The organism is Paenibacillus sp. MMO-177, from assembly GCF_037147795.1.
Lineage (GTDB): Bacteria > Bacillota > Bacilli > Paenibacillales > Paenibacillaceae > Pristimantibacillus.
The window spans coordinates 463,091-482,073 of sequence record NZ_JBBCUR010000004.1 but is presented as its reverse complement, the minus strand read 5'-3'; the positions used below and the strand labels follow the sequence as shown (position 1 = coordinate 482,073).

Annotated in this window: 18 protein-coding genes; 4 read left to right on the top strand and 14 right to left on the bottom strand. The window is 49.9% G+C overall.

Features of this window, described 5'->3' with window-relative positions:
• Positions 1–6: 6 nt before the first annotated feature.
• Both WFK81_RS17720 and WFK81_RS17715 read right to left on the bottom strand, forming a co-directional pair.
• Entirely contained in the window at positions 7–1,740 is a 1,734-nt protein-coding gene (locus tag WFK81_RS17720) for a SulP family inorganic anion transporter (RefSeq protein ID WP_336787719.1), read from the bottom strand.
• A gap of 172 nt (positions 1,741–1,912) precedes the next feature.
• Positions 1,913–2,248: an ArsR/SmtB family transcription factor gene (locus tag WFK81_RS17715; RefSeq protein WP_127494716.1), complete on the bottom strand. Its 336-nt coding sequence runs from the start codon at positions 2,246–2,248 to the stop codon at positions 1,913–1,915.
• A gap of 176 nt (positions 2,249–2,424) precedes the next feature.
• Between WFK81_RS17715 and WFK81_RS17710 the strand changes: the two genes are divergently transcribed.
• Both WFK81_RS17710 and WFK81_RS17705 read left to right on the top strand, forming a co-directional pair.
• On the top strand, positions 2,425–3,030 hold the full coding sequence (locus WFK81_RS17710; RefSeq protein ID WP_336787718.1) for a hypothetical protein: 606 nt from the start codon (positions 2,425–2,427) through the stop codon (positions 3,028–3,030).
• Entirely contained in the window at positions 3,030–3,371 is a 342-nt protein-coding gene (locus WFK81_RS17705) for a zinc ribbon domain-containing protein YjdM (protein ID WP_336787816.1), read from the top strand. The genes WFK81_RS17710 and WFK81_RS17705 overlap by 1 nt, the downstream gene beginning before the upstream one ends.
• Positions 3,372–3,501: 130 nt before the next feature.
• Here WFK81_RS17705 and WFK81_RS17700 read toward each other — a convergent pair whose 3' ends face one another.
• The 12 genes from WFK81_RS17700 to WFK81_RS17645 all read right to left on the bottom strand — a co-directional run bounded on the left by WFK81_RS17700 (position 3,502) and on the right by WFK81_RS17645 (position 16,368).
• Complete coding sequence (locus WFK81_RS17700) at positions 3,502–4,245, bottom strand: SDR family NAD(P)-dependent oxidoreductase (RefSeq protein ID WP_336787717.1); 744 nt, start codon at positions 4,243–4,245, stop codon at positions 3,502–3,504.
• Between the two features lie 26 nt (positions 4,246–4,271).
• Positions 4,272–5,234: a helix-turn-helix transcriptional regulator gene (locus WFK81_RS17695; RefSeq protein ID WP_336787716.1), complete on the bottom strand. Its 963-nt coding sequence runs from the start codon at positions 5,232–5,234 to the stop codon at positions 4,272–4,274.
• 45 nt (positions 5,235–5,279) lie between these two features.
• Positions 5,280–6,794 carry an MDR family MFS transporter gene (locus WFK81_RS17690; protein ID WP_336787815.1) on the bottom strand — a complete coding sequence of 505 codons (1,515 nt, stop codon included), beginning with the start codon at positions 6,792–6,794 and terminating at the stop codon, positions 5,280–5,282.
• Positions 6,795–7,134: 340 nt separating this feature from the next.
• Positions 7,135–7,608, bottom strand: coding sequence for a YhcH/YjgK/YiaL family protein (locus tag WFK81_RS17685; protein WP_336787715.1), 474 nt, complete (start codon positions 7,606–7,608; stop codon positions 7,135–7,137).
• 22 nt (positions 7,609–7,630) lie between these two features.
• Entirely contained in the window at positions 7,631–8,485 is an 855-nt protein-coding gene (locus tag WFK81_RS17680; RefSeq protein WP_336787714.1) for a MurR/RpiR family transcriptional regulator, read from the bottom strand.
• A 10-nt stretch (positions 8,486–8,495) separates the two neighbouring features.
• The gene (locus WFK81_RS17675; protein WP_336787713.1) at positions 8,496–9,347 is read right to left on the bottom strand and encodes an ROK family protein; all 852 of its coding nucleotides are present in this window, start codon (positions 9,345–9,347) and stop codon (positions 8,496–8,498) included.
• A gap of 5 nt (positions 9,348–9,352) precedes the next feature.
• Complete coding sequence (locus tag WFK81_RS17670; RefSeq protein ID WP_336787712.1) at positions 9,353–10,033, bottom strand: N-acetylmannosamine-6-phosphate 2-epimerase; 681 nt, start codon at positions 10,031–10,033, stop codon at positions 9,353–9,355.
• 34 nt (positions 10,034–10,067) lie between these two features.
• Positions 10,068–10,913, bottom strand: a complete 846-nt coding sequence (locus WFK81_RS17665; RefSeq protein WP_336787711.1) for a carbohydrate ABC transporter permease — start codon at positions 10,911–10,913, stop codon at positions 10,068–10,070.
• 18 nt (positions 10,914–10,931) lie between these two features.
• On the bottom strand, positions 10,932–11,786 hold the full coding sequence (locus tag WFK81_RS17660; RefSeq protein ID WP_336787710.1) for a carbohydrate ABC transporter permease: 855 nt from the start codon (positions 11,784–11,786) through the stop codon (positions 10,932–10,934).
• 103 nt (positions 11,787–11,889) lie between these two features.
• A complete protein-coding gene (locus WFK81_RS17655) occupies positions 11,890–13,290 on the bottom strand; it encodes an ABC transporter substrate-binding protein (protein ID WP_336787709.1) in 1,401 nt (466 codons plus the stop codon).
• Positions 13,291–13,340: 50 nt separating this feature from the next.
• Entirely contained in the window at positions 13,341–14,252 is a 912-nt protein-coding gene (locus WFK81_RS17650) for a dihydrodipicolinate synthase family protein (RefSeq protein ID WP_336787708.1), read from the bottom strand.
• A 307-nt stretch (positions 14,253–14,559) separates the two neighbouring features.
• Positions 14,560–16,368 carry a sensor histidine kinase gene (locus tag WFK81_RS17645; RefSeq protein WP_336787707.1) on the bottom strand — a complete coding sequence of 603 codons (1,809 nt, stop codon included), beginning with the start codon at positions 16,366–16,368 and terminating at the stop codon, positions 14,560–14,562.
• Positions 16,369–16,576: 208 nt separating this feature from the next.
• On the opposite strand from WFK81_RS17645, the gene WFK81_RS17640 reads away from it, so the two are divergent.
• The gene (locus WFK81_RS17640; RefSeq protein WP_336787706.1) at positions 16,577–17,968 is read left to right on the top strand and encodes an ABC transporter substrate-binding protein; all 1,392 of its coding nucleotides are present in this window, start codon (positions 16,577–16,579) and stop codon (positions 17,966–17,968) included.
• Between the two features lie 112 nt (positions 17,969–18,080).
• On the top strand, positions 18,081–18,977 hold the full coding sequence (locus WFK81_RS17635) for a carbohydrate ABC transporter permease (protein WP_336787705.1): 897 nt from the start codon (positions 18,081–18,083) through the stop codon (positions 18,975–18,977).
• The last annotated feature ends 6 nt before the right edge of the window (positions 18,978–18,983 follow it).

Genomic DNA, 18,983 nt, shown 5'->3' with positions numbered 1-18,983 from the left:
ACTATCTCAAAAGTCATTAAAATAGCTTGGTGAAGTGTCCGACAGCTTCTTGCATTCACGGAATGCGAAATGTTTACAGCCTGTGCACTTATTGTGATCCAGGTGGATTAAAGCATAATCAATTGCTTCGCCTGTATGGTTAAAAAAACGGTTCTCTCCAATGAACATATCCAATCCTGTTTTCTTGAATACTTCCATCGATTGTGGTTGAATGCCCGAAATAAGGACGGTCCCGCCTGATTTCTTGAAATCTTTCACCAATCGGGCAAGCCTGGACTCACCTGTCGTATCCACGTAAGGTACTTTTGACATGCGAAGCAGCAAAATTTTTGATTTTAGATGAGTAGAGTCCATGATGATTTTTTCCAGAATATTGGCTGTGCCGAAGAATAGCGGACCATCGAGGGTATAAATATTGATTTGAGGACAATCATGGCCTTCGCTAACCATGTACGCTTTAACTTTATTGTTTTTGACAGATGAATCGGGCAGAACTTTGGTCACCTTCAACAATCCACTCATTCGTTTTACAAACAAAATAACGGAAATGATTAAGCCTGCTTCGACAGCCGTCGTTAAATTCGTGAATACGGTTAGTAAAAAGGTAATCAGCAGAACAAAAGAATCGCTGGTTTTCGTTTTTAGGACAAAAGCAAATTCTTTTCGCTCACTCATATTCCACGCAACGAGCATTAGAATGGGAGCCATGCTTGCAAGCGGGATATTAGAAGCGTAAGGAGCAAACAAAATCAGTATAAGAAAAACAACAATTCCATGTATGATACCGGAAAACGGCGATACAGCCCCATTTTTAATGTTGGTTGCTGTCCGCGCAATGGCCCCGGTCGCCGGGATTCCTCCAAAAAGCGGCGTTACCATATTCGCGATGCCCTGTCCAATCAACTCACGATTGCTGTTATGACGGGTGCCAGTCATTCCATCAGCCACAACGGCCGATAATAAGGATTCTATACCGCCCAGCATAGCAATAGTAAGCGCGGGATAAATCATCGTATTTATTCGATCCCACGTTATATTCGGGAAATGGAAATGAGGCAGTGTGCTCGGGACCGCCCCGAATGAAGATCCAATGGTTGCTAAATGCCCTTTGAAGAACAAGGCTGCCACAACGCTTGATAGGACAAGCCCTACTAATGAACCGGGAACTTTGGGCATGAATTTCGTCGACAGCAGGATAGCCATCAAACAAATGGCTGCGGTAGTGACACTATAGAGATTAACGGTAGTTAGATGCACCGCAATTTCCGTCATGTTTGGAAGGAATTTTTCATGTTTCTCGAGGCCGGTAAGACCCAATAAATTTCCGATTTGACCACTGAAGATGATTACGGCGATTCCTGCTGTAAATCCGATGGTAACAGGACGAGGGATAAATTTAATCAATGCGCCAAGCCTGAATAAGCCCATGAAAACAAGAATAATTCCGGCCAGAAAACCGGCAATCAATAAATTCTCGTATCCGTATTGCAAGACAATCGCGAAAAGAACGGGGATAAAAGCGCCGGTCGGACCTCCAATTTGATATTTGGAGCCTCCGAATAAAGCTATGAGTATTCCGGCGAAGATGGTTGTATATATTCCGTACTCCGGTTTTGTCCCAGAGGCTATGGCAAACGCCATCCCTAACGGAATGGCAATAATCCCAACAATCAAACCTGAAATGAGATCTTTGCGAAAAGCAGGTAGATGATATCCTTTATATCTCCCCATCCATTTCATTTCTACGCCTCTATCCCTATATATTTGATTATTTGAATATATAGGGATATTACTCTTGCGGACTGCCTTATGTCAAACCGTAAAATCGGCACTAATTCTTCGAATAGGCACTTGGAAAAAGGAAAAAACAAGGTGCTTCTTGATGTTTCTCATGAAAGCCCTTGTTTTTTGATTATTGTTCATTTCGAATGACCTCAAGCAGTGAAATGGCATCTACAAGATGATTATCAAATATGCGCTTTGCGACAACCAGTAATTCTTTAATCAGCGGGTCTCTTAACGAATAGATCACCGATGTCCCATCCTTTATGCCACTAACCACATTTTTATTTCGCAAAACGGACAATTGCTGAGAAACGGCAGAACCTTCCGAACCTAAGATGCTCTGCAATTCGTTAACGTTCCGATCGCCTTCGCTAAGAACCTCGAGTATTCGAATTCTCATGGGATGGGCTAATGCTTTAAAAAAATCAGCTTTAAATTGTTGAATATTCTGATTCTGGTTCATGGCATTTACTCCTTAATAGCTTACTTTTGAATATATGAATATAATATCACATTTCAAATCATGCTTAATGGAGAAAGGTACAAGCGGGGGCATCAATTGTTATTTGCACGTAACTGCATTATAATTACTATATTCAAATTTTTGAATATTTGATTTTTCTAAAGGGAGAAGGGCGAATGCCAAGCTTTAATGCTAATGAAAAGAAAATGAGTAGACAGACAGTCATCAAGATTGGCGTTAATGCTTTGTATGAGGCCGGCTCCGATTTGATTTGCAAGGTCTGTATAACAAACGGGGGCTCCTGCTGTAATGGTTGTCGGCACCTTGCAAATGGAATTGGATGTACACAGCGAAATACAAGTTGTACGGCATGGTTATGCGGGTTTTTAAAATACCTGTTGTACGCAACAGGGCTTCTAAAGGAATGGAATGATTTTTGGAGACAAGTACCCGGGCAAGACTTTCGCGAGGATTTTACTCCAGAAGTTTTTTTCGTGAAAAAGTCGTTACACATCGAGGGTATTCGGAATCTAGGACAAGCTTTGGCAATCGATCTGGAGGAGCTGGCAGCAGCACATATTGCAATTGGATTCATTATAACGCTCAGGGAGAAAATAGATAAGAACATTGACCGATTGAACCAATGCAAGAATGATCCCAAAAAGCAAATCAAAATTGAAAGAAATATTAAAGTTTTATCGAGTCCTTTTCATCGTTTCCAAAAGGAACTGCATGATTATCATCTCAATAACCCGAGCACCGAAAAAGGAGAGAATAAATGATGGCGGATTTTCCAAATTGTCCCCAATGTAATTCGGAGTATACGTACGAAGACGGTGGATTATTTATTTGCCCGGAGTGCAGCCATGAGTGGTCGAAAGAATCCGAAGCTGACATGAGAGAAGATCATAAGATGATCAAAGATTCTAACGGAAATGTACTAAACGATGGCGATACCGTGACCGTAATTAAAGACCTGAAAGTGAAAGGAAGTTCATCGGTTATAAAAATAGGCACAAAAGTAAAAAATATTCGCCTCATTGAGGGTGATCATGATATTGATTGCAAAATTGATGGTTTCGGAGCGATGAAATTAAAATCGGAATTTGTAAAAAAAGTTTAAATTTTATAGCAATTATTTCAACATATTCATCCCAAACTGCGAAAGGCATCCCAACGGGATGCCTTTCGCAGTTTGGAGGCTGACGCAGATTAAAAGACGGCATAAAATCACTTCATGGCGTGGAAACAACTTACTCCATGACAAGACCGCCGGTAACAGGCGTGTAGGTGCCTGTCAGGAACCGCGCGCCATCTCCGGCGAGAAAAGCAATCACACCCGCTACATCCTCCGGCTCGGCGATCCGGCCAAGCGGGGTAAAGCTGCTTATCACGCGGCTTTCTTCTTCGGAGATCATAAAGGCTTCATCGGATCTGACAAATCCGGGTGCTACAACATTAGCCGAGATCCCGTAGGGGCCATACTCTTGCGCAATATACCGGGCAAAAGTATCAAGGCCCCCTTTTGCTGTACCAAAGGCGATATAATTCGGGGTAGGATCTTTTCCTTCCGTGCTGGACAGATAGATGATTCGGCCGGATTGCTGCTCCATCATTGCTTTTATTACAGCCTTCGTTGGCTCAAAGACGGCCTTTAATTCGCCGGCCAACTGCCTTTCGAAGGATTCCCAGTAGAGCTCGGCAAAGCTGGCCGCCTCGGCTGATTGACTTGCCCCGCATACCAGCACATCGATTTGTCCCAAGGTATGAATGACGGTCTGGGCAAGCTGTTCCATTTGTTCCTTGCTGCGTGAATCAGCCGGAACGGCTATGGCCTCGCCGCCGTTTGCCCTGATCTCGGAGACCACCGCGTTTAAATCTCTTTCGAAATCACTTACTGCAATTTTCGCCCCTTGTTTGGCGAGCCGCATGCAGGCCGCTCTCCCGATCCCCTGGGCACCGCCCGTAACAATCGCTACTTTTCCTTGCAAGGACATGATGGGCAAGCCTCCTTAAGAGTGACTTATTCCTGCTCCAACCCGCCGTACTGACGCGCGATAGCCAGAGCGGTCTGCTTGATCTTTTCCGCGATCGAGGCGGGCTCGAGCACAATAACATCGGTCATATAATGAAGCACGTTACGGATCAGCCAGTGCTCGCTCGAGTACGTCACTCGCACGATAAGCTGTCCGTCCGCCAGCCGTTCAATATTTTTTTCGTCGAAATGGTCCATGACGGATAGGGCAGCTGCCGCTTTAAACTGCAGGACGGCAGGAATTCCCTCGCTTGCGCCTCTTCTCTCGGATGAATTCCACCAGTCGTTCAGCTGTTCCAGCGATTCTGTCCGTCTAGTAAAGGTGCCGGCCTGAATACTCAATTGCCGGATACGCGTCAGCTTGAAGATGCGGTAATCCTCGCGCAAGCGGCAATAGCCGTGAAGATACCAGGCATAGTTCTTCAGAACAAGGGCCATAGGCTCGATCTCGCGTTCCTGTTCGCCGCCGGTTCTGCTCGTATAGTGGAATCGGATCAGCTTACGGTCATTAACCGCTTGACGGAGCTGGTCGTACCGCGCTTGATCCTCTTCGCTGTTCTTCCAAGGGGTGAAATCGACTTGAATACGGCCTCCTTCACCGGTCCGGCCTTGCTCGGCCTGCGCCACCATGGCGCCAACCTTGCTAAGGAGGAGATCCATATTCGAGCGGTCATAGGCGTTTGTTGATTCCAGACCGCGAAGCGCCGTGAAGAGAGCGGTCAGTTCGTCAAAGGATAAGAGCTGCCGGTCCAGCCGGAAGCTGTCCATGATCTCATAGCCGCCCTCCATGCCGGTATAGGAGACAATGGGAATGCCGGCCTGACCAAGCGAATCGAGATCGCGATAGATGGTGCGCAGGGACACCTCGAGCTGGTCCGCAAGCTCCTGCGCCTGTACCCGCTTTCGATTAAGCAGTAAAATCGTAATGGCCATTAACCGTTCCAGCTTCATCGTTATCTCTCCTAAACCGGCATGCTCCAGCCTGCCGTTATATGATTAGTGTGCAGCCGCGAATTCTTCGCCTTCGGCAGCCGCCTCCATTTTGTCCTTCGTCATCAGGAATGCCGCAGCTAACGCTAATGCCGCAGGGATCAGGCTCCAGGCAAAGGTCGCGCCAATCGAGCTAGAGAGCCCGGCCGTTATCGTATCCAGAAGCTGAGGGTTAACGGTCTGCCGGAATGCCGGATTCAGCAAGGAATGCGGATCGTTTAAGTTCAAGCCGGACGGAACCGTGCCGTAGCCAAGCGACTCGGTAAGCTTCGAGAGCATGCTGTGGCTTTGAATAATCCCGAAAATCGTAATGCCAAGCGACATGCCAAGCGAACGGTTGAAGTTCAAGGTTGAGCTTGCCGCGCCGCGCTGCGCGGCAGGGAACGAATGAAGCACCGAGCTGCTTAATACCGAGAAGGAAGCGCCAATTCCAAGACCGATCAGAATCATAATTCCCGTGATGGAAAGTCGAGAAGATTCTACCGTAATTTGCGAGAGCAGAGCAAGCCCTATGAACAGGATGGCCAGCGTTCCTAACATAATCGTCCGGTATTGCAGCTTCGTCATGAGGAATCCGCCTAACGTTGCGGTCACAACCGAGCCAACCATCATGGGCAATAAGGTTAGACCGGAGTTAGAGGCGGAGCCGCCAATGACGCCCTGCACGTAGATCGGAATAAAAATCGCTGCCGTCATATAAGCCGCGCCGCTAAGCATAGCGACCAGATTGCTTGTGGTGTACAGTCTGCTGCGGAATAAGCCAAACGAGATGATAGGTTCGGCCGCTTTTCTCTCGACCAGAACAAGCAGGAAGGCAAGAACGGCAAACCCGGCAAACAGTCCGATAATTTGCGGAGAATCCCAGGCATAGGTTTTGCCGCCGAGCTCCAGCGCGAAGATAAAGCAGACAACAGCCCCTACGAGAAGAATGGAGCCCGCCCAGTCGATACGCTGCTTCGAATGGGCCGCCGATTCCTTGTAGAACAGAGCAATCATTAGCAGGGCGATGAAGCCAAGCGGAAGATTAATGTAGAAGATCCACGACCAGTTGAGGTGATCCGTAATATAGCCGCCGAGCAAGGGGCCAACTACGCTGGAGAGGCCAAATACCGCTCCAAACGCCCCCATCATTTTGCCGCGATCCTTCGGGGACACCACATCGAACAAAATCGTAAACGCAATGGATACCATCGCGCCGGCTCCAACCCCTTGAACAGCCCGGTAAATACTTAACTCAATAATCGAATGGGCCATTCCGCAGAGTGCCGAGCCGACCATAAACACGATAATCCCAAAGATAAAAAACCGCTTGCGGCCGTACATATCGGAAAGCTTGCCGAAGATCGGCATACATGCCATTTCCGCAACCATGTAGGCGGTAGTAACCCAGACAAATTTATCGAGTCCGCCCATCTCCCCCACGATTGTGCCGATTGCCGTTGATACAACCGTGTTATCCATGGATGCCATCAGAATGGCCAGCAGCAGTCCTCCAATGATGGCGCCTAATTTATTCTTTATTCCATATCAATCCTTTCTTCTCCCTGAATTGATTGCTGAACAATCATCTGAAACCATCATAAGTTACCCTTGTTGACAACAGTGTGTCAGGGAAGAAAGGCTCTGTAGGCAATTATTTTATAAAATGCAGGCAACGGAAAAAAAGGCTGTTCCAAAAGTCATTAACTGACCTCGAACAGCCCTTATTATTAAAGTAATAGAGTAACCTCTGGTCTTTTTACTGGACTAACTCCAATGCAGCCACCGCAAGTCATCCGTTTAACCTGATTTCACTGGAGTAACTCCAACGTACGGTGGGGTGAACAGGCTTGCCCAAAGTCAGACTGGAGGTCGGTGGCTTTCAGTTCGCAAGCAGTGCCTTGTGGATTTTGACAACAGCTTTCTTAATAGGCGAACCGTCGCCCATTCCCGGCCGGTGAATGTCATCGGGGAAGAAGACGGCATACATGCCGGGCTTTAACGACAGCAATTGTTCATCGGCTTGAGGAGCGTATAATGCAAAATCATCCGCCTCATTATACGGCTGTGAGGGAATCATTCCCGCCTCAAGAGGCGACCATCCGATCCGTTCGGCACCTTCAATGAGATAGTGGATGTCGAGGTATTGCTCATGCTTCTCCGCAGCCTGCTCCTCTTGGCTCTTCGTATCGAAGGACATGAAGTTGATATAGAGCAAATCGCCCCGCAGCTCCACTCTGCCTTCGGGCAGTTCTTTATTCTCCGTTAGCTGGCGCAATGCCTGAAGGGCTTCTTCAATGACAGAGTAACCGCCTTTAGGAAGATCATTTTCCCCTGACAATAAACCTAGTATCATATAGCCTGCTCCCTTCTCTGCTTCAGAACAGTTTGACGGCAACCGCGGCCGACGTATTTTCCTTGTTTATGATGGATGCTTCATAGGTGCGTTTGAAATATTCGACGTACAGCACGTCAAGCAAATAGAGCTGCGCGATCTTTGCCGATAAGGAGCCGCCTTGCAGTGGACCTTCGTTGGCCCCGCATAACAAAGTAATATCAGAATAGGAGGTTAACGGCGATTTGACGAAGCGGGTAATCACGATAATCGCCGCTCCCCGCTCTTTGGCCTTTTTCGCAACCTCAATGGAATCCTTGGTTGAACCGGAGTAGGAAATAATAATCGCGACATCCTTCTCGCCCATTAGAGCAGCCGACATCGCCTGCTGATGCGAATCAACGGAGCAGCCGGTCTTGTTCGTAATGCGCATGAACTTGTTGTTCGCTTCCATCGCGGTCATTAAGGACGAGCCAACTCCGTAAAAAATGAACCGGTCGGATCGGATAAGCAGATCAATCGCCCGGTTGATGCTGTCCAGCTGAATGAGATTAAACGTCTCATTTAACGCATTGATGTTGCTCTGAAGCGTCTTGGAGACGGCTTCTTCGAGCGTATCCTGCAATCTTACCTGAGCGGAGAGCTGCGGAATTTCATTATCCGCGGAGATGCTGTGAGCAAGCGCAATTTTGAATTGCTGATACCCTTTAAAGCCCAAGGCTTTGCAAAACCGAAAGATGCTGGCCTCTCCTACGCCGCAGCCCTCGGCCAGATCCGTAATCGACATATAGACGACGGCATCGGGGTGCTCCAAAATATAATCGGCCGTTTTTTTCTCCGTGGCCGTAAACCGGTTGTAGTGGGAATGAATCGTTGAAGTAATGCTGATCTCCCGCAAGTTGTCCCTCCTAGCTTAGAAACAAGGATGCCGCTCCAAGCAAGCCGGCTTTGTTGCCCAGCGCGGCCGGACGTATGGCAACGCCCGCGAAGCTGCTCATAATCAGCGTTTTGGTCCGAGCCTCTACGCGTTCTACTAGCGGCAGCTGTTCCATGACACCGCCTCCAACAACGATTGCCGCCGGGTTGAAGATATGAATCAAGGAGGCAAGGCCTAGGCTGACCTCTTCAATCCAAACGTCTAATACCCCGTTAAGCTGCTTATTGCCTTTATGAATCTGTTCGAATAGCATTCTTCCGTTGATGCAGGAAGGATCGGCCTGTCGGGCCAGTTTCACCAAAGCGGTTGTTGACGCCAAGCTCTCATAGTAATGCAAAGGACGGGTGAACATATGGCCAAACTCCGCAGCGACTCCATTCGCTCCTTTATAAAGCCGGTTGTTGATGACTATAGCGCCGCCTATGCCGGTTCCAAAGGTAAGACACAAGAAATTTGCAAAGTCTTTGCCCGCGCCGTAACGGGCTTCGCCAAGCGCCGCCGCGTTTACGTCGTTTTCTACTTTCACCGGCACGTCAAAACATTCCCCAACGATCTTGCTTATCCGCATGCCGGTATAATCGGGAATATTGGCATTGGCGTAAACGATAGAGCCTTCCTCGGCGTTTACTTGTCCGGCCGTACTGATTGCGATGCAGTCGTAGCCCGAGTATGAAGACATCCGCTCCATCAGCCGCTGGATCACATGCGGCCCGCCTTTTCCGCTTTCCGTGGCATATTCCGTAAACTGCTCAACGTTTCCAAGCTCATCGCAAAGACAAAGCTTCGTATTGGTACCGCCGATATCCGCCGCTAGAATCCTCATGGGACCTACTCCAGCGCTTTCAGAAAACGTTTCGTAATGTCCATCGGCCTTGTAATAGCCGAGCCAACAACGGCGGCATACGTGCCAAGGTCAAACATGGCTCGCAGCTCCTCCGGCGTCGAAATACCTCCTTCGGCAATGACAGGCACATTCAAGGTTTGCACCAGCTTGGCAATCAGCCCGAAGTCAGGGAGCGCTTGGCCTTTCGTTGCTTCCGTATAACCGCTTAACGTTGTGCCCACGCAATCGAAGCCAAGCTCGGCGGCCTGCAGCGCTTCCTCGTAGGTCGAGCAGTCCGCCATAAACAGCTGGTTCGGATACTTTGCGCGGATTTGCGGGAACAGCTCGGCGATTGTCGAGCCGTCCGGTCTTACGCGGTCTGTTGCGTCCATGGCGATAAGCTCGACGCCTTCCCCGCAAAGCGCGTCCACCTCTGCCATCGTTGGCGTAATGAATACGGGACAATCCCCGTAAACCTGCTTAATAATGCCGATAATCGGCAGGTTAACCCGCGTCTTGATCTCTCGGATGTCCTCCACGCTGTTCGCCCGGATGCCCGCCGCTCCGCCAAGAGAAGCGGCATAGGCCATTTTCCCCATAATAAACGGGCTGTGCAGCGGCTCTTCGGGAAGCGCCTGGCAGGAAACGACCAGCCTTCCTTGTATTCGCTCAAACAAGTTATTCATCCCAACGACCTCTCTCTTCCTTCAATGTGTGAAGCTATTCCTTAATGGCACCGGCCGTTGCTCCGGAAGTGAAATAGCGCTGGAACAAAATAAAGATAATCAGCATGGGAACCGCCGCAACGGTTGCTCCCGCCATTTTATAGGCAAAGTTCGGATTCAGATCCTGCATGAGGGTCGCGGTGCCAACCATCAGGGTTTTCATGGTCTTCTCCTGGCCGATGACAAGCTGCCACAGGTAATCGTTCCAAATTTGCACGAAGTTCAAAATAAACAAAGCCCCGATGCCCGGCTTGACGATGGGTAGCATAATTTGCAGGAATACCCGCCACTCCCCGGCACCGTCGATTTTGGCCGCTTCCCGCAGCGCATCCGGCGTACTGTCGAAAAAGCCCTTTAGCAGAAATACCCCAAATGCGCCGGCTACGTTGGGCCAGATCATGCCATGGAAGCTGTTGACCATGCCGAAATCCTGCACAATGCGGAATAAAGGGACAATCATAATTTCCTTTGGAATCATTAAGCTTGAGATAAACACGATAAAGATCGTCTGCCGGCCTTTGAAATGGATCTTCGAGAAGGCGTAAGCGGCCATGGAGCCAACGGCTATGACGAGAATGGTCGTAGCTGCCGCAACAAAGATACTGTTGAACGTCCATCTTAGAGCGGGCTGGTTCCGAAAAATATCGGCGTAGTTGGCAAAGGTAATGGAAGCGGGCCACCAGTCCGGAGGCATTTTCACCACATCCGAGCTATTTTTCAAGGAGCTGGTGAACAGCCAATACAGCGGGAACAAGCTGATTACCGCAAAGAAGGTAACCAGAATATTCGACACCAGGTCAAAGGGCTGCAGTTTATTTGCTTTCTTCGGTTGCGTCATCATGATTTCAACTCCTCGCTTCTACTTCTGTTTGAGCATGGCCTTTAATTGAGGGATCGACAGCAGCAAGGTGATGGCGAACATGATAACGCCAACTGCGGAAGCTATGCCAAGCTGGTTGTATTTGAACGCGTTATTGTACAAGTAATACATGAGGGTGACCGAGCCGTTGTTAGGCCCGCCGCCTGTGAGAAGCTGAATAACGACAAAGATCTTCAGCACGGCAATAATATTGATAATCGTAATGTAGATCGTGGTCGGTTGAACCGAAGGGATCAGGATTTTCGTAATAACCTGCCATCTGCTGGCCCCGTCCACCTCGGCTGCTTCGAAGAGATCCTTGGATACTCCGATCATGGAAGCGATATACAGAATAATCGACTGACCGACGTTGCCGGCGAACGTCACGAAGATAATGACGGGCATGACCGTCTGCGTATTGCCCAGCAGATTGACCGTGCCCAGACCTGCTTCCCTTGCGAAATAGGAGATGAGGCCGTTAGCCGGATTAAGCAGGAAACTCCACACCATACTCATGACGACCATGGAGACCATGACCGGTATATAGTAACTTCCCCGGATGAAGGAAACGTACTTGGCATTTTTATCGAAGATGGCGGATGCTACAAACAAAGCAAAGCCTACGGTTAACAGAACGATGAATACAACAAACACGACCGTATTCACGAGCGCTTTGAAAAAGACGGGATCATTAAACAAAGCTGCGTAATTGTCGAAGCCTACAAAGCTTTCATTCTGGTAATTGATTTTATAAAAGCTGAGCCGAATGCCTTCCAATATCGGATACACGAGAAAAGCAAGGAAAATGAGCATTTGCGGTAAAATAAACAAATAGCCGGTAAGGTTCTCTTTCACAAAACTGTTCCGAATGCGCATGGTGGCTGCCTTTCCGATTAGCGGCTCTTCCTGCTTTCCCGAAGACGAAGAGCCGCCGATCCTGTTTATTTGTCTGACCTAGCTATTTCTTATAGATGACCGAGTTTTCTTTGTTGGACTGGATAACCTTGTTGCCGTTCGTTACATAGTCTTTAATGGCTTGCTCAGGCGTTTTTGCTCCCATGTACAGAGCTTGCAGCTCCGGATAAAGAGCCTCGCGCAACTGGCTGTAGCCCGGAACGTTGCCGCTGAAGTTGAAAATGTATTTGGAGTTCGCATCGTATGCCGCAAAGAACGGATTCTCGCCGCTCAGCTCTTTAATGACCGATGCGCGCACCGGAATGCCGTTTTTCGACGATTTCACGAGCTCCGGATCGCTGGAGAAGAACTTCACGAAGTCTTTGGCGACTTCGGTTTTCTTCGGATCTTTGGATTGGAATACGCTTGCGCCAACGACGTAAGTGAAGGTCAGCGGGTCGCCGCTTTCCGAAGGGATATTCGCCAGTCTGATATCGAACTTCGGAGAAGTGCCGTTTGCCATATTGGCTTTAATGCCGTTGAACAGAACCGGGTTCGTAAAGCTGATGGCGAGCTGCTGGTTTTGGAACATGGCATTTGCGTCATTGGAGGAGACGGATTCCGCGCCAGGATTCGTATATTTGGCGTCGTATATTTTCTTCAGCCATGCCGCCGCTTTAACGCCGTTGTCGCCAAGCACGATATTGCCGTCCTTATCAAAGAAGTCGAAGCCAAACATTCTCAGGTAAGACAGGTTCCATGTGTCGCCTTGGTTGTTAACCGCAAACAGCGCCATTGGGTAAGCGTTGGAGTATTTATCCTTAGGAAGCTTGGTCTTGAGGCCTTCAAGAATTTGCTCGTATTCGGCAAGCGTCCAGGTCTTGATCTCGTTCTCCCCGCCGACGTACTGCTCGAGCCCGGCTGCCTTGAACATATCCGCGTTGTAGACGAGCGTTCCCGGATTGTTCTGGAACGGGTAGAAGTAAATATCCTTGCCAAACGTCACCATGTCCCAGTAGTTCTGGGCGATATCGCTTTTCGCATTGTCGTCGATGATGCCGGTAAGCGGCTCAAGCGCGCCGCGGTGCACGTAATCACCCATGGCGAATGTGCTTTCGAAGAAGACGTTTGGAGCGGTTCCGCCGTTCAGATTGACATTCAGCAGCTGGTCGCGTTGGTCACCGGCGATTACTTCCACCTTAATGTCAGCGTCGTACTTGTCGTATTGCTCCGTAAATTTTTTGGCTGCGTATTTCAGGAAGCTGTCGTAATCGGCGCCTTGCTCGGTTGCATCAAGCACGCCTTTCCATTGCGGAGTCAGCCAAACGTTAATCGATACCTTTTCTTTGCCTTTCGAATTACCTCCGCCGTTTGCGCTTGAACCCTCGTTATTGGCATTGCCGGAGCATCCGGCGAGCAAAGCCATAATCGTTACCGCGGTAATGCCCATGGACCATTTCTTCATCTTTAACCGCTCCCTTTTCGTGTTAGGATCTGATCTGGCAGTGGACTTCTCTAGCGAACAAAATTTGCAATGGCCTTGTCGATACTCGCGACAATCAGCTGGATCTTCTCTCCGTCATCGCCGCTGAGGTTCTCGAGCGGCGCCCGAACGCCGCCAATGTCTACCCCTCTTGCGCGAAGCACTTCTTTGATGCCGGCATACATCGAGCCGTTTAAGGAACAAAGCGCAATGATGATGTCGTTGATCGCGCTTTGAAGGCGCGTAGCCTCTTCCAGCTTGCCTTCCTGCAGCAGTACGTTGGCCTCTAGGAACAGCTCCGGCATAGCGGCATAAGTGCCGCCGATTCCGCCTTCCGCTCCCATGATGCGGCCAGCGACGAATTGCTCGTCCGGACCGTTAAAGACGATAACGCGGTCGCCGCCGACGGATTTGAAACGCTCGATGTCGAGCGCCGGCATAGACGAGTTTTTTACTCCAATAACCTTCTCGTTAGCAAGCAGCTTGCGGAATACCGCAGGCGTTAACTGGTAACCCGTTGTCTGCGGAATGTTATAAATGATGAACGGAAGCGGGGTTGCATCGATAATGTCGTTCCAATAACGAATGACCGCGCTGTCCGGCAGTTTGAAATAAATCGGCGGTATAGCGGAAAGAGCGTCGTAGCCGAGCTCCGCGGCATGCCTCGCCAGCTCGATGCTGTCTCTGGTCGACGGAGCTCCAACGTGAGCGATAAGCGTCATCTTGCCTTTCAGGCTTTCCGCTGCATAGGAGAGTACCGCTTTTCTCTCTTCGATACTTTGGTAAATGCACTCGCCCGAGCTTCCTCCCACGTATACGCCTTGTACCTTCTTGGCTAACAAATAGGACGCAAGTTGTCCGGTTCGGTCCTTTGAGATGTTTCCGTCATTGTCATAGCAAGCGTAAAAAGCCGGAATGATCCCATGAAATTTTTGCAGGCTCACGGTTAGTCCCCCTATTGTTCTTGAAGTAATTGGAGGATTATTTTCTCTCCTTCGGAACGGATGAAAATAATTTTCTCCCTTTTGGAACACAGCGTTCCGATCGTTGGTTTGAACTGCGGTAAGGACTGCCGGCTGTCCTTAGCTAACGTTTTAACACAAAAAAACGGCTTTGCCTGCGGTTTCGGGCGATGAGGTAAAAAATGAACCTTGGGGTGTAAAAAGAGAGGTATCTATGTGGGAAGCGCTTCCAAAATGGCAAAAAAGAAAAAGTCCCGCCGTTTGGACGAGACTTTCAGAGTTTTTGTTGTTAACGCGGGGAGTCGGAAATCGCTTTTGCCGCGGGAAATCGAAGGGTTACCTTTGTGCCTTCCCCAGGCCGGCTTTCAATCGCGAGACCATATCCGTCGCCGTAATAATAGCGGATGCGGTCCTGCACGTTTTTGACGCCGATATGGGTGCTGCCAAGCGTGTCCTCGGCGGCTTCGTTCAAGCGTTGACGGAGCTTTGCGAAATCCTCTTCCTTCATGCCGGCGCCGTTATCCGTCACTTCGATATGCAAGGCCTGGCCGGAGACAAAGGCGGCTATTTCAAGTTGGCCTTGTCCGCTTTTGCGCTCCAAGCCGTGAACGATGGCGTTCTCCACAATCGGCTGCAGCGAGAAATGCAGAACCGGAAGCGTTTCGGCGCCGGGCTCGATTGTTTCCGAATAGCTGATCTTATCGCCAAAGCGCATTTGCTGCACCTTCACGTACAGCCGGGTATGCTCCAGCTCCTCCCGAAGGCTTACGATATCCTTGCCGGTCTGGATATGAATGCGGAACAGCCGGCCAAGCAGGCCTACCATATCCGCAATATCCCGCTGCCCCGCAATGATGGCTTTCATCTGAATCGACTCAAGCGCATTAGCGAGGAAATGCGGGTTGATCTGGCTCTTGAGCGCTCCGTATTGCGCAACTTTTTGTTGGGCCAGCGTCATGGAAGACCGCTCGATATGCTCCTGCAGATCCTCCACCATTTTGCGGATACCTTTATAGAGAACGCCGAACTCATCCTGCCGCTGCGTGCTGAGGTCGACGTCGAACTTGCCAAGCCCAACCGCTCTGACCTGCTTGCTGAGCTGGATAATCGGCTTGGTGACGCGTTTGGACAGCATAATCATGAACAGCAGCGCGGTAACGAGGGAGCATAAAGCGCCCCACAGCAGAATTTTGCGGAACATGGCCGCGTCCTTCGTCATGTTATGCTCATCCATGTACTGAATGACCTTCCAGCCGGAGAATGGCGAGGTGACAAAGTTCAGATAAGAAGGGACGCCGTTCATGGCGGAGTAATAGCTCCCCGCGCGGGCTTTCAGCTTCGCCTGACTGCCCGGCTCCCCGAGATCCTTCAGCAGCTGCTCCTGATTAGGGTCCGAGGAATAGACGATGCCCCCAGCGTCGTCGAGAATAAGAAAATTTCGGTTTGTATTTTCGGACAGGCTTAAGATTTCGCGCAAGGAATCAAGCCGGATATCAACGAGAATGACGGCCAGATTCGTCCGGGTTCCCGTCTTATTGATAACTCGGGCGATGGAAATAACGGACTCGGAAGAATTCGTCCGCAGGAAAGGGGTGTGCGCGCCAAACAAAACCGCCTTGCCTTGGGACAAGAGCGTTTTTTTGTACCAATCCTGATCAAATACGTTATCCGTGTTGTAATCGGATTGGTTAAAGTCCGCCGAGTAGAAAATGCGGCCGCCCGCAAACACCTGCACGCTATCGACGTTCTTGATCGTAAGCTCGATCCGGCTTATGAATTGTTCGATAACGCTGCCGTACCGGATGCTGATATCGCTTGGATTCGGATTCTTGTTCTCCGACCAGTGGACAAGCGAGCTTTGCAGCTGGCTGTCGAGCTGGGCGGTAAGCGTGCCGGTCTCAATGCTTTGCAGGTACTGGTCGATATTAAAGGACAAATTGTTCAGAATAAGATTGGCGCTGTTCTGGTATTCGTTCTTTACCGTTTGAAGCGAGAACAGGTACACGATGCCCGACATAATCGTCAGCGGAAGGGTAATAATGCAAATCATAAGGATGAAAATTTGATGATTGACTCGCAATTGCCTGAATCTGCCCAAGCTTCCCGCCTCCTTTTAAGACCTAAATATAGCACTGTTTATAAGATTTGCTACTGCAATGATAATATAGACGGTATGACGTAAAAAAAGGGGAATGTCATGTAAAAACCGGGGGATTCTCCCCCTTTTTCAAATAAATTATGCTTAAACGGCAGGAGACGGGCAAGCTGCAGCTGCTTGTCTCCAATCAGGAGCAGGGGGAATAGAAATGGCAGCACGGACCAAGAAGGCAGCAATGCTGATGACCATCTTGCTAGTTATGCTTACGGCAGCCTGCAGTTCCAACAACAATGCACCGGGCAACAAGACAACAAGCGAACCGCAGAATACCGCATCGGGCGGAAGTGAAGCACCACCGGCAGCGAAGCCCGTTGAGATTACATGGTGGAACTTTCCCAACTTCCAGGCTTTAGACGGAGAGGTTGGCAAGTACGAGAAAGAAATGATTGCCGCATTCAACCAGAAGCACCCGGAAATTAAAGTGAATCTTGAAATGATTACGTTTGACGGGGGGCCGGAGAAGCTGAACGTAGCCATCGCCTCCAACTCCGCTCCGGATGTGATTTATGATGCGCCCGGACGCGTGATCGACTGGGGTAAGAAAGGGCTGCTCGCACCGCTCGACGACATGATTTCAAGCGAAGTGCGCAGCGATATTCCGGAAGCGTTCTGGAAGCAGTCCATGGTTGGCGACAAAACGGTCATGTATCCGATTAACACGGCTCCGTTCATGATGGCCGTAAACAAAACGGTGTTCGAAAAAATAGGCGCCCTCGATCTGCTTCCGCTGAACCGCAAAGACCGCGTATGGAGCTTTGACGAGTATAAGGCAGCTCTTCAAGCGGTGAAAGAGAAGGCTCCTGACGTTATTCCTTCCGTCTTCTTCGCCAAGAGCCAAGCCGGCGATCAAGGCACGCGGGCGTATATTGCCAACCTGGGTCTTTCCTCTTTCCTTAAGGATGACCTCTCCGCCGTTGCCATCAATACGGACCAAGCGGGCGCTGCGCTGGACTGGATCGCTCAGGCGCAGAAGGATAAGCTTGTCATTTCGGGCTCCGCGGCGCTTGCGGCATCCGATGTCAACGATTTGTTCCTGCAAGGCAAGGTGGCGTTCTCCATCAACTACTCCGCCGTATTGAAAGCGCAAAACGCGACGCTCAAAAAAGCGCAGTTTGAAGAAGCGCTGCTGCCGTTCCCGACGCTGGACGGATCGGCGCCTAAGCTGGAGCCTTATTTGGGAGGCATGGCGATCTTTAACAACGGCGACGATGCGAAGATTCAAGCCGCCAAAACGTTTATCGATTTTGTAGCCAATGACGAAGTGTACGGCAAGAAAAATCTGATCCAGACCGGCGGCTTGTCCGTGCGCAATTCGATTACGGGCCTGTACAACGACGAGGAATATGCTTACTCGGAGCTTGCCCGCCAGTTCATCACGGCACCTCCAACCATCGCGGACGGCTACGCGGAAATCCGAACATACTGGTTCCCGGCGCTGCAAAGCGTGCTGTTAGGCCAGCAGACCGGCAAACAGGCATTGGACAGCTTTGCGAAAAACGCCGATGAAGCGATTGCGAAGGCTAAAGCCCAGCTGAAATAAGAAAGCGTGCTACTGAGCAGCGCACAGGCTTAACGACATAGAAGCCAAGCTTGCCCCGGCTTATATGCGCCTCTGCGCTGCTCTTTTTTCTGAAAGAAAGGAGAGACCAATCATGCTTCTAACGGCTCTAAAATCCAAACGCCTGGTATGGCGCGAATGGCTGGCAAGCTATTTATTCCTGCTTCCCGCACTTGCCTTCTTCCTGCTGTTCGTCGCTTATCCCATGCTAAGAGGCGCTTATATCAGCTTGTTCGACTACAGCCTGAACCGATTCGAATACATCGGCCTTCGCAATTATGCCGATCTGTTCCGGGATAAGACGTTTCTGAAGTCGATGAAGAATACAATCCTTATCGTTCTTATTACGGTTCCGGCGGTTATTGCCTTTTCGGTATTCGTATCCAACACGATATACCGGAAAAGCGAGCTTGCTAGATCCTTCTTCCGGGGTGTGTTCTACTTGCCGGCAGTATCATCGGTTGTCAGTATCACTGTGGTATGGGCTTCTATCTATGATCCGAATTACGGCATTCTGAACTATATAACGAGCTTGTTCGGCGCGGAGCCCATAGCCTGGCTGGGCGATCTCCGGACTGCGTTGTTCGCGATTATCGCCGTCCTCGTGACGACCTCCGTCGGCCAGCCGATTATTTTGTACGTAGCCGCTTTGGGGAATATCCCTACCTCCTACATTGAAGCCGCTCAAATTGACCGTGCAACTCCGGGACAAATATTCCGGAAGATTATATGGCCGATGCTGATGCCAACCAATCTATACATTATCGTCATCACGACGATTAATACGTTCCAGACCTTTGCGATTGTCCAGCTTCTTACCGCTGGGGGGCCGCTTAACGCCACTTCGACCGTCATGTACGGCGTGTACGAGAAAGCGTTCATGCTGGGGTCGTTTGGCGTGGCTGCCGCGATGGGCATGATTCTGGCGGTTGTCATTGGCATCATTTCGCTTATTCAGTTCAAATTTTTGGGCAGCGACGTCGAGTACTAGGAGGAA

Excerpts from the sequence above, each read along its gene's own strand:
- WFK81_RS17720 (WP_336787719.1), bottom strand. The coding sequence starts at position 1,740 with ATGAAATGGATGGGGAGATATAAAGGATATCATCTACCTGCTTTTCGC.
- WFK81_RS17715 (WP_127494716.1), bottom strand. The coding sequence starts at position 2,248 with ATGAACCAGAATCAGAATATTCAACAATTTAAAGCTGATTTTTTTAAA.
- WFK81_RS17710 (WP_336787718.1), top strand. The coding sequence starts at position 2,425 with ATGCCAAGCTTTAATGCTAATGAAAAGAAAATGAGTAGACAGACAGTC.
- WFK81_RS17705 (WP_336787816.1), top strand. The coding sequence starts at position 3,030 with ATGGCGGATTTTCCAAATTGTCCCCAATGTAATTCGGAGTATACGTAC.
- WFK81_RS17700 (WP_336787717.1), bottom strand. The coding sequence starts at position 4,245 with ATGTCCTTGCAAGGAAAAGTAGCGATTGTTACGGGCGGTGCCCAGGGG.
- WFK81_RS17695 (WP_336787716.1), bottom strand. The coding sequence starts at position 5,234 with ATGAAGCTGGAACGGTTAATGGCCATTACGATTTTACTGCTTAATCGA.
- WFK81_RS17685 (WP_336787715.1), bottom strand. The coding sequence starts at position 7,608 with ATGATACTAGGTTTATTGTCAGGGGAAAATGATCTTCCTAAAGGCGGT.
- WFK81_RS17675 (WP_336787713.1), bottom strand. The coding sequence starts at position 9,347 with ATGAGGATTCTAGCGGCGGATATCGGCGGTACCAATACGAAGCTTTGT.
- WFK81_RS17670 (WP_336787712.1), bottom strand. The coding sequence starts at position 10,033 with ATGAATAACTTGTTTGAGCGAATACAAGGAAGGCTGGTCGTTTCCTGC.
- WFK81_RS17665 (WP_336787711.1), bottom strand. The coding sequence starts at position 10,913 with ATGATGACGCAACCGAAGAAAGCAAATAAACTGCAGCCCTTTGACCTG.
- WFK81_RS17655 (WP_336787709.1), bottom strand. The coding sequence starts at position 13,290 with ATGAAGAAATGGTCCATGGGCATTACCGCGGTAACGATTATGGCTTTG.
- WFK81_RS17640 (WP_336787706.1), top strand. The coding sequence starts at position 16,577 with ATGGCAGCACGGACCAAGAAGGCAGCAATGCTGATGACCATCTTGCTA.
- WFK81_RS17635 (WP_336787705.1), top strand. The coding sequence starts at position 18,081 with ATGCTTCTAACGGCTCTAAAATCCAAACGCCTGGTATGGCGCGAATGG.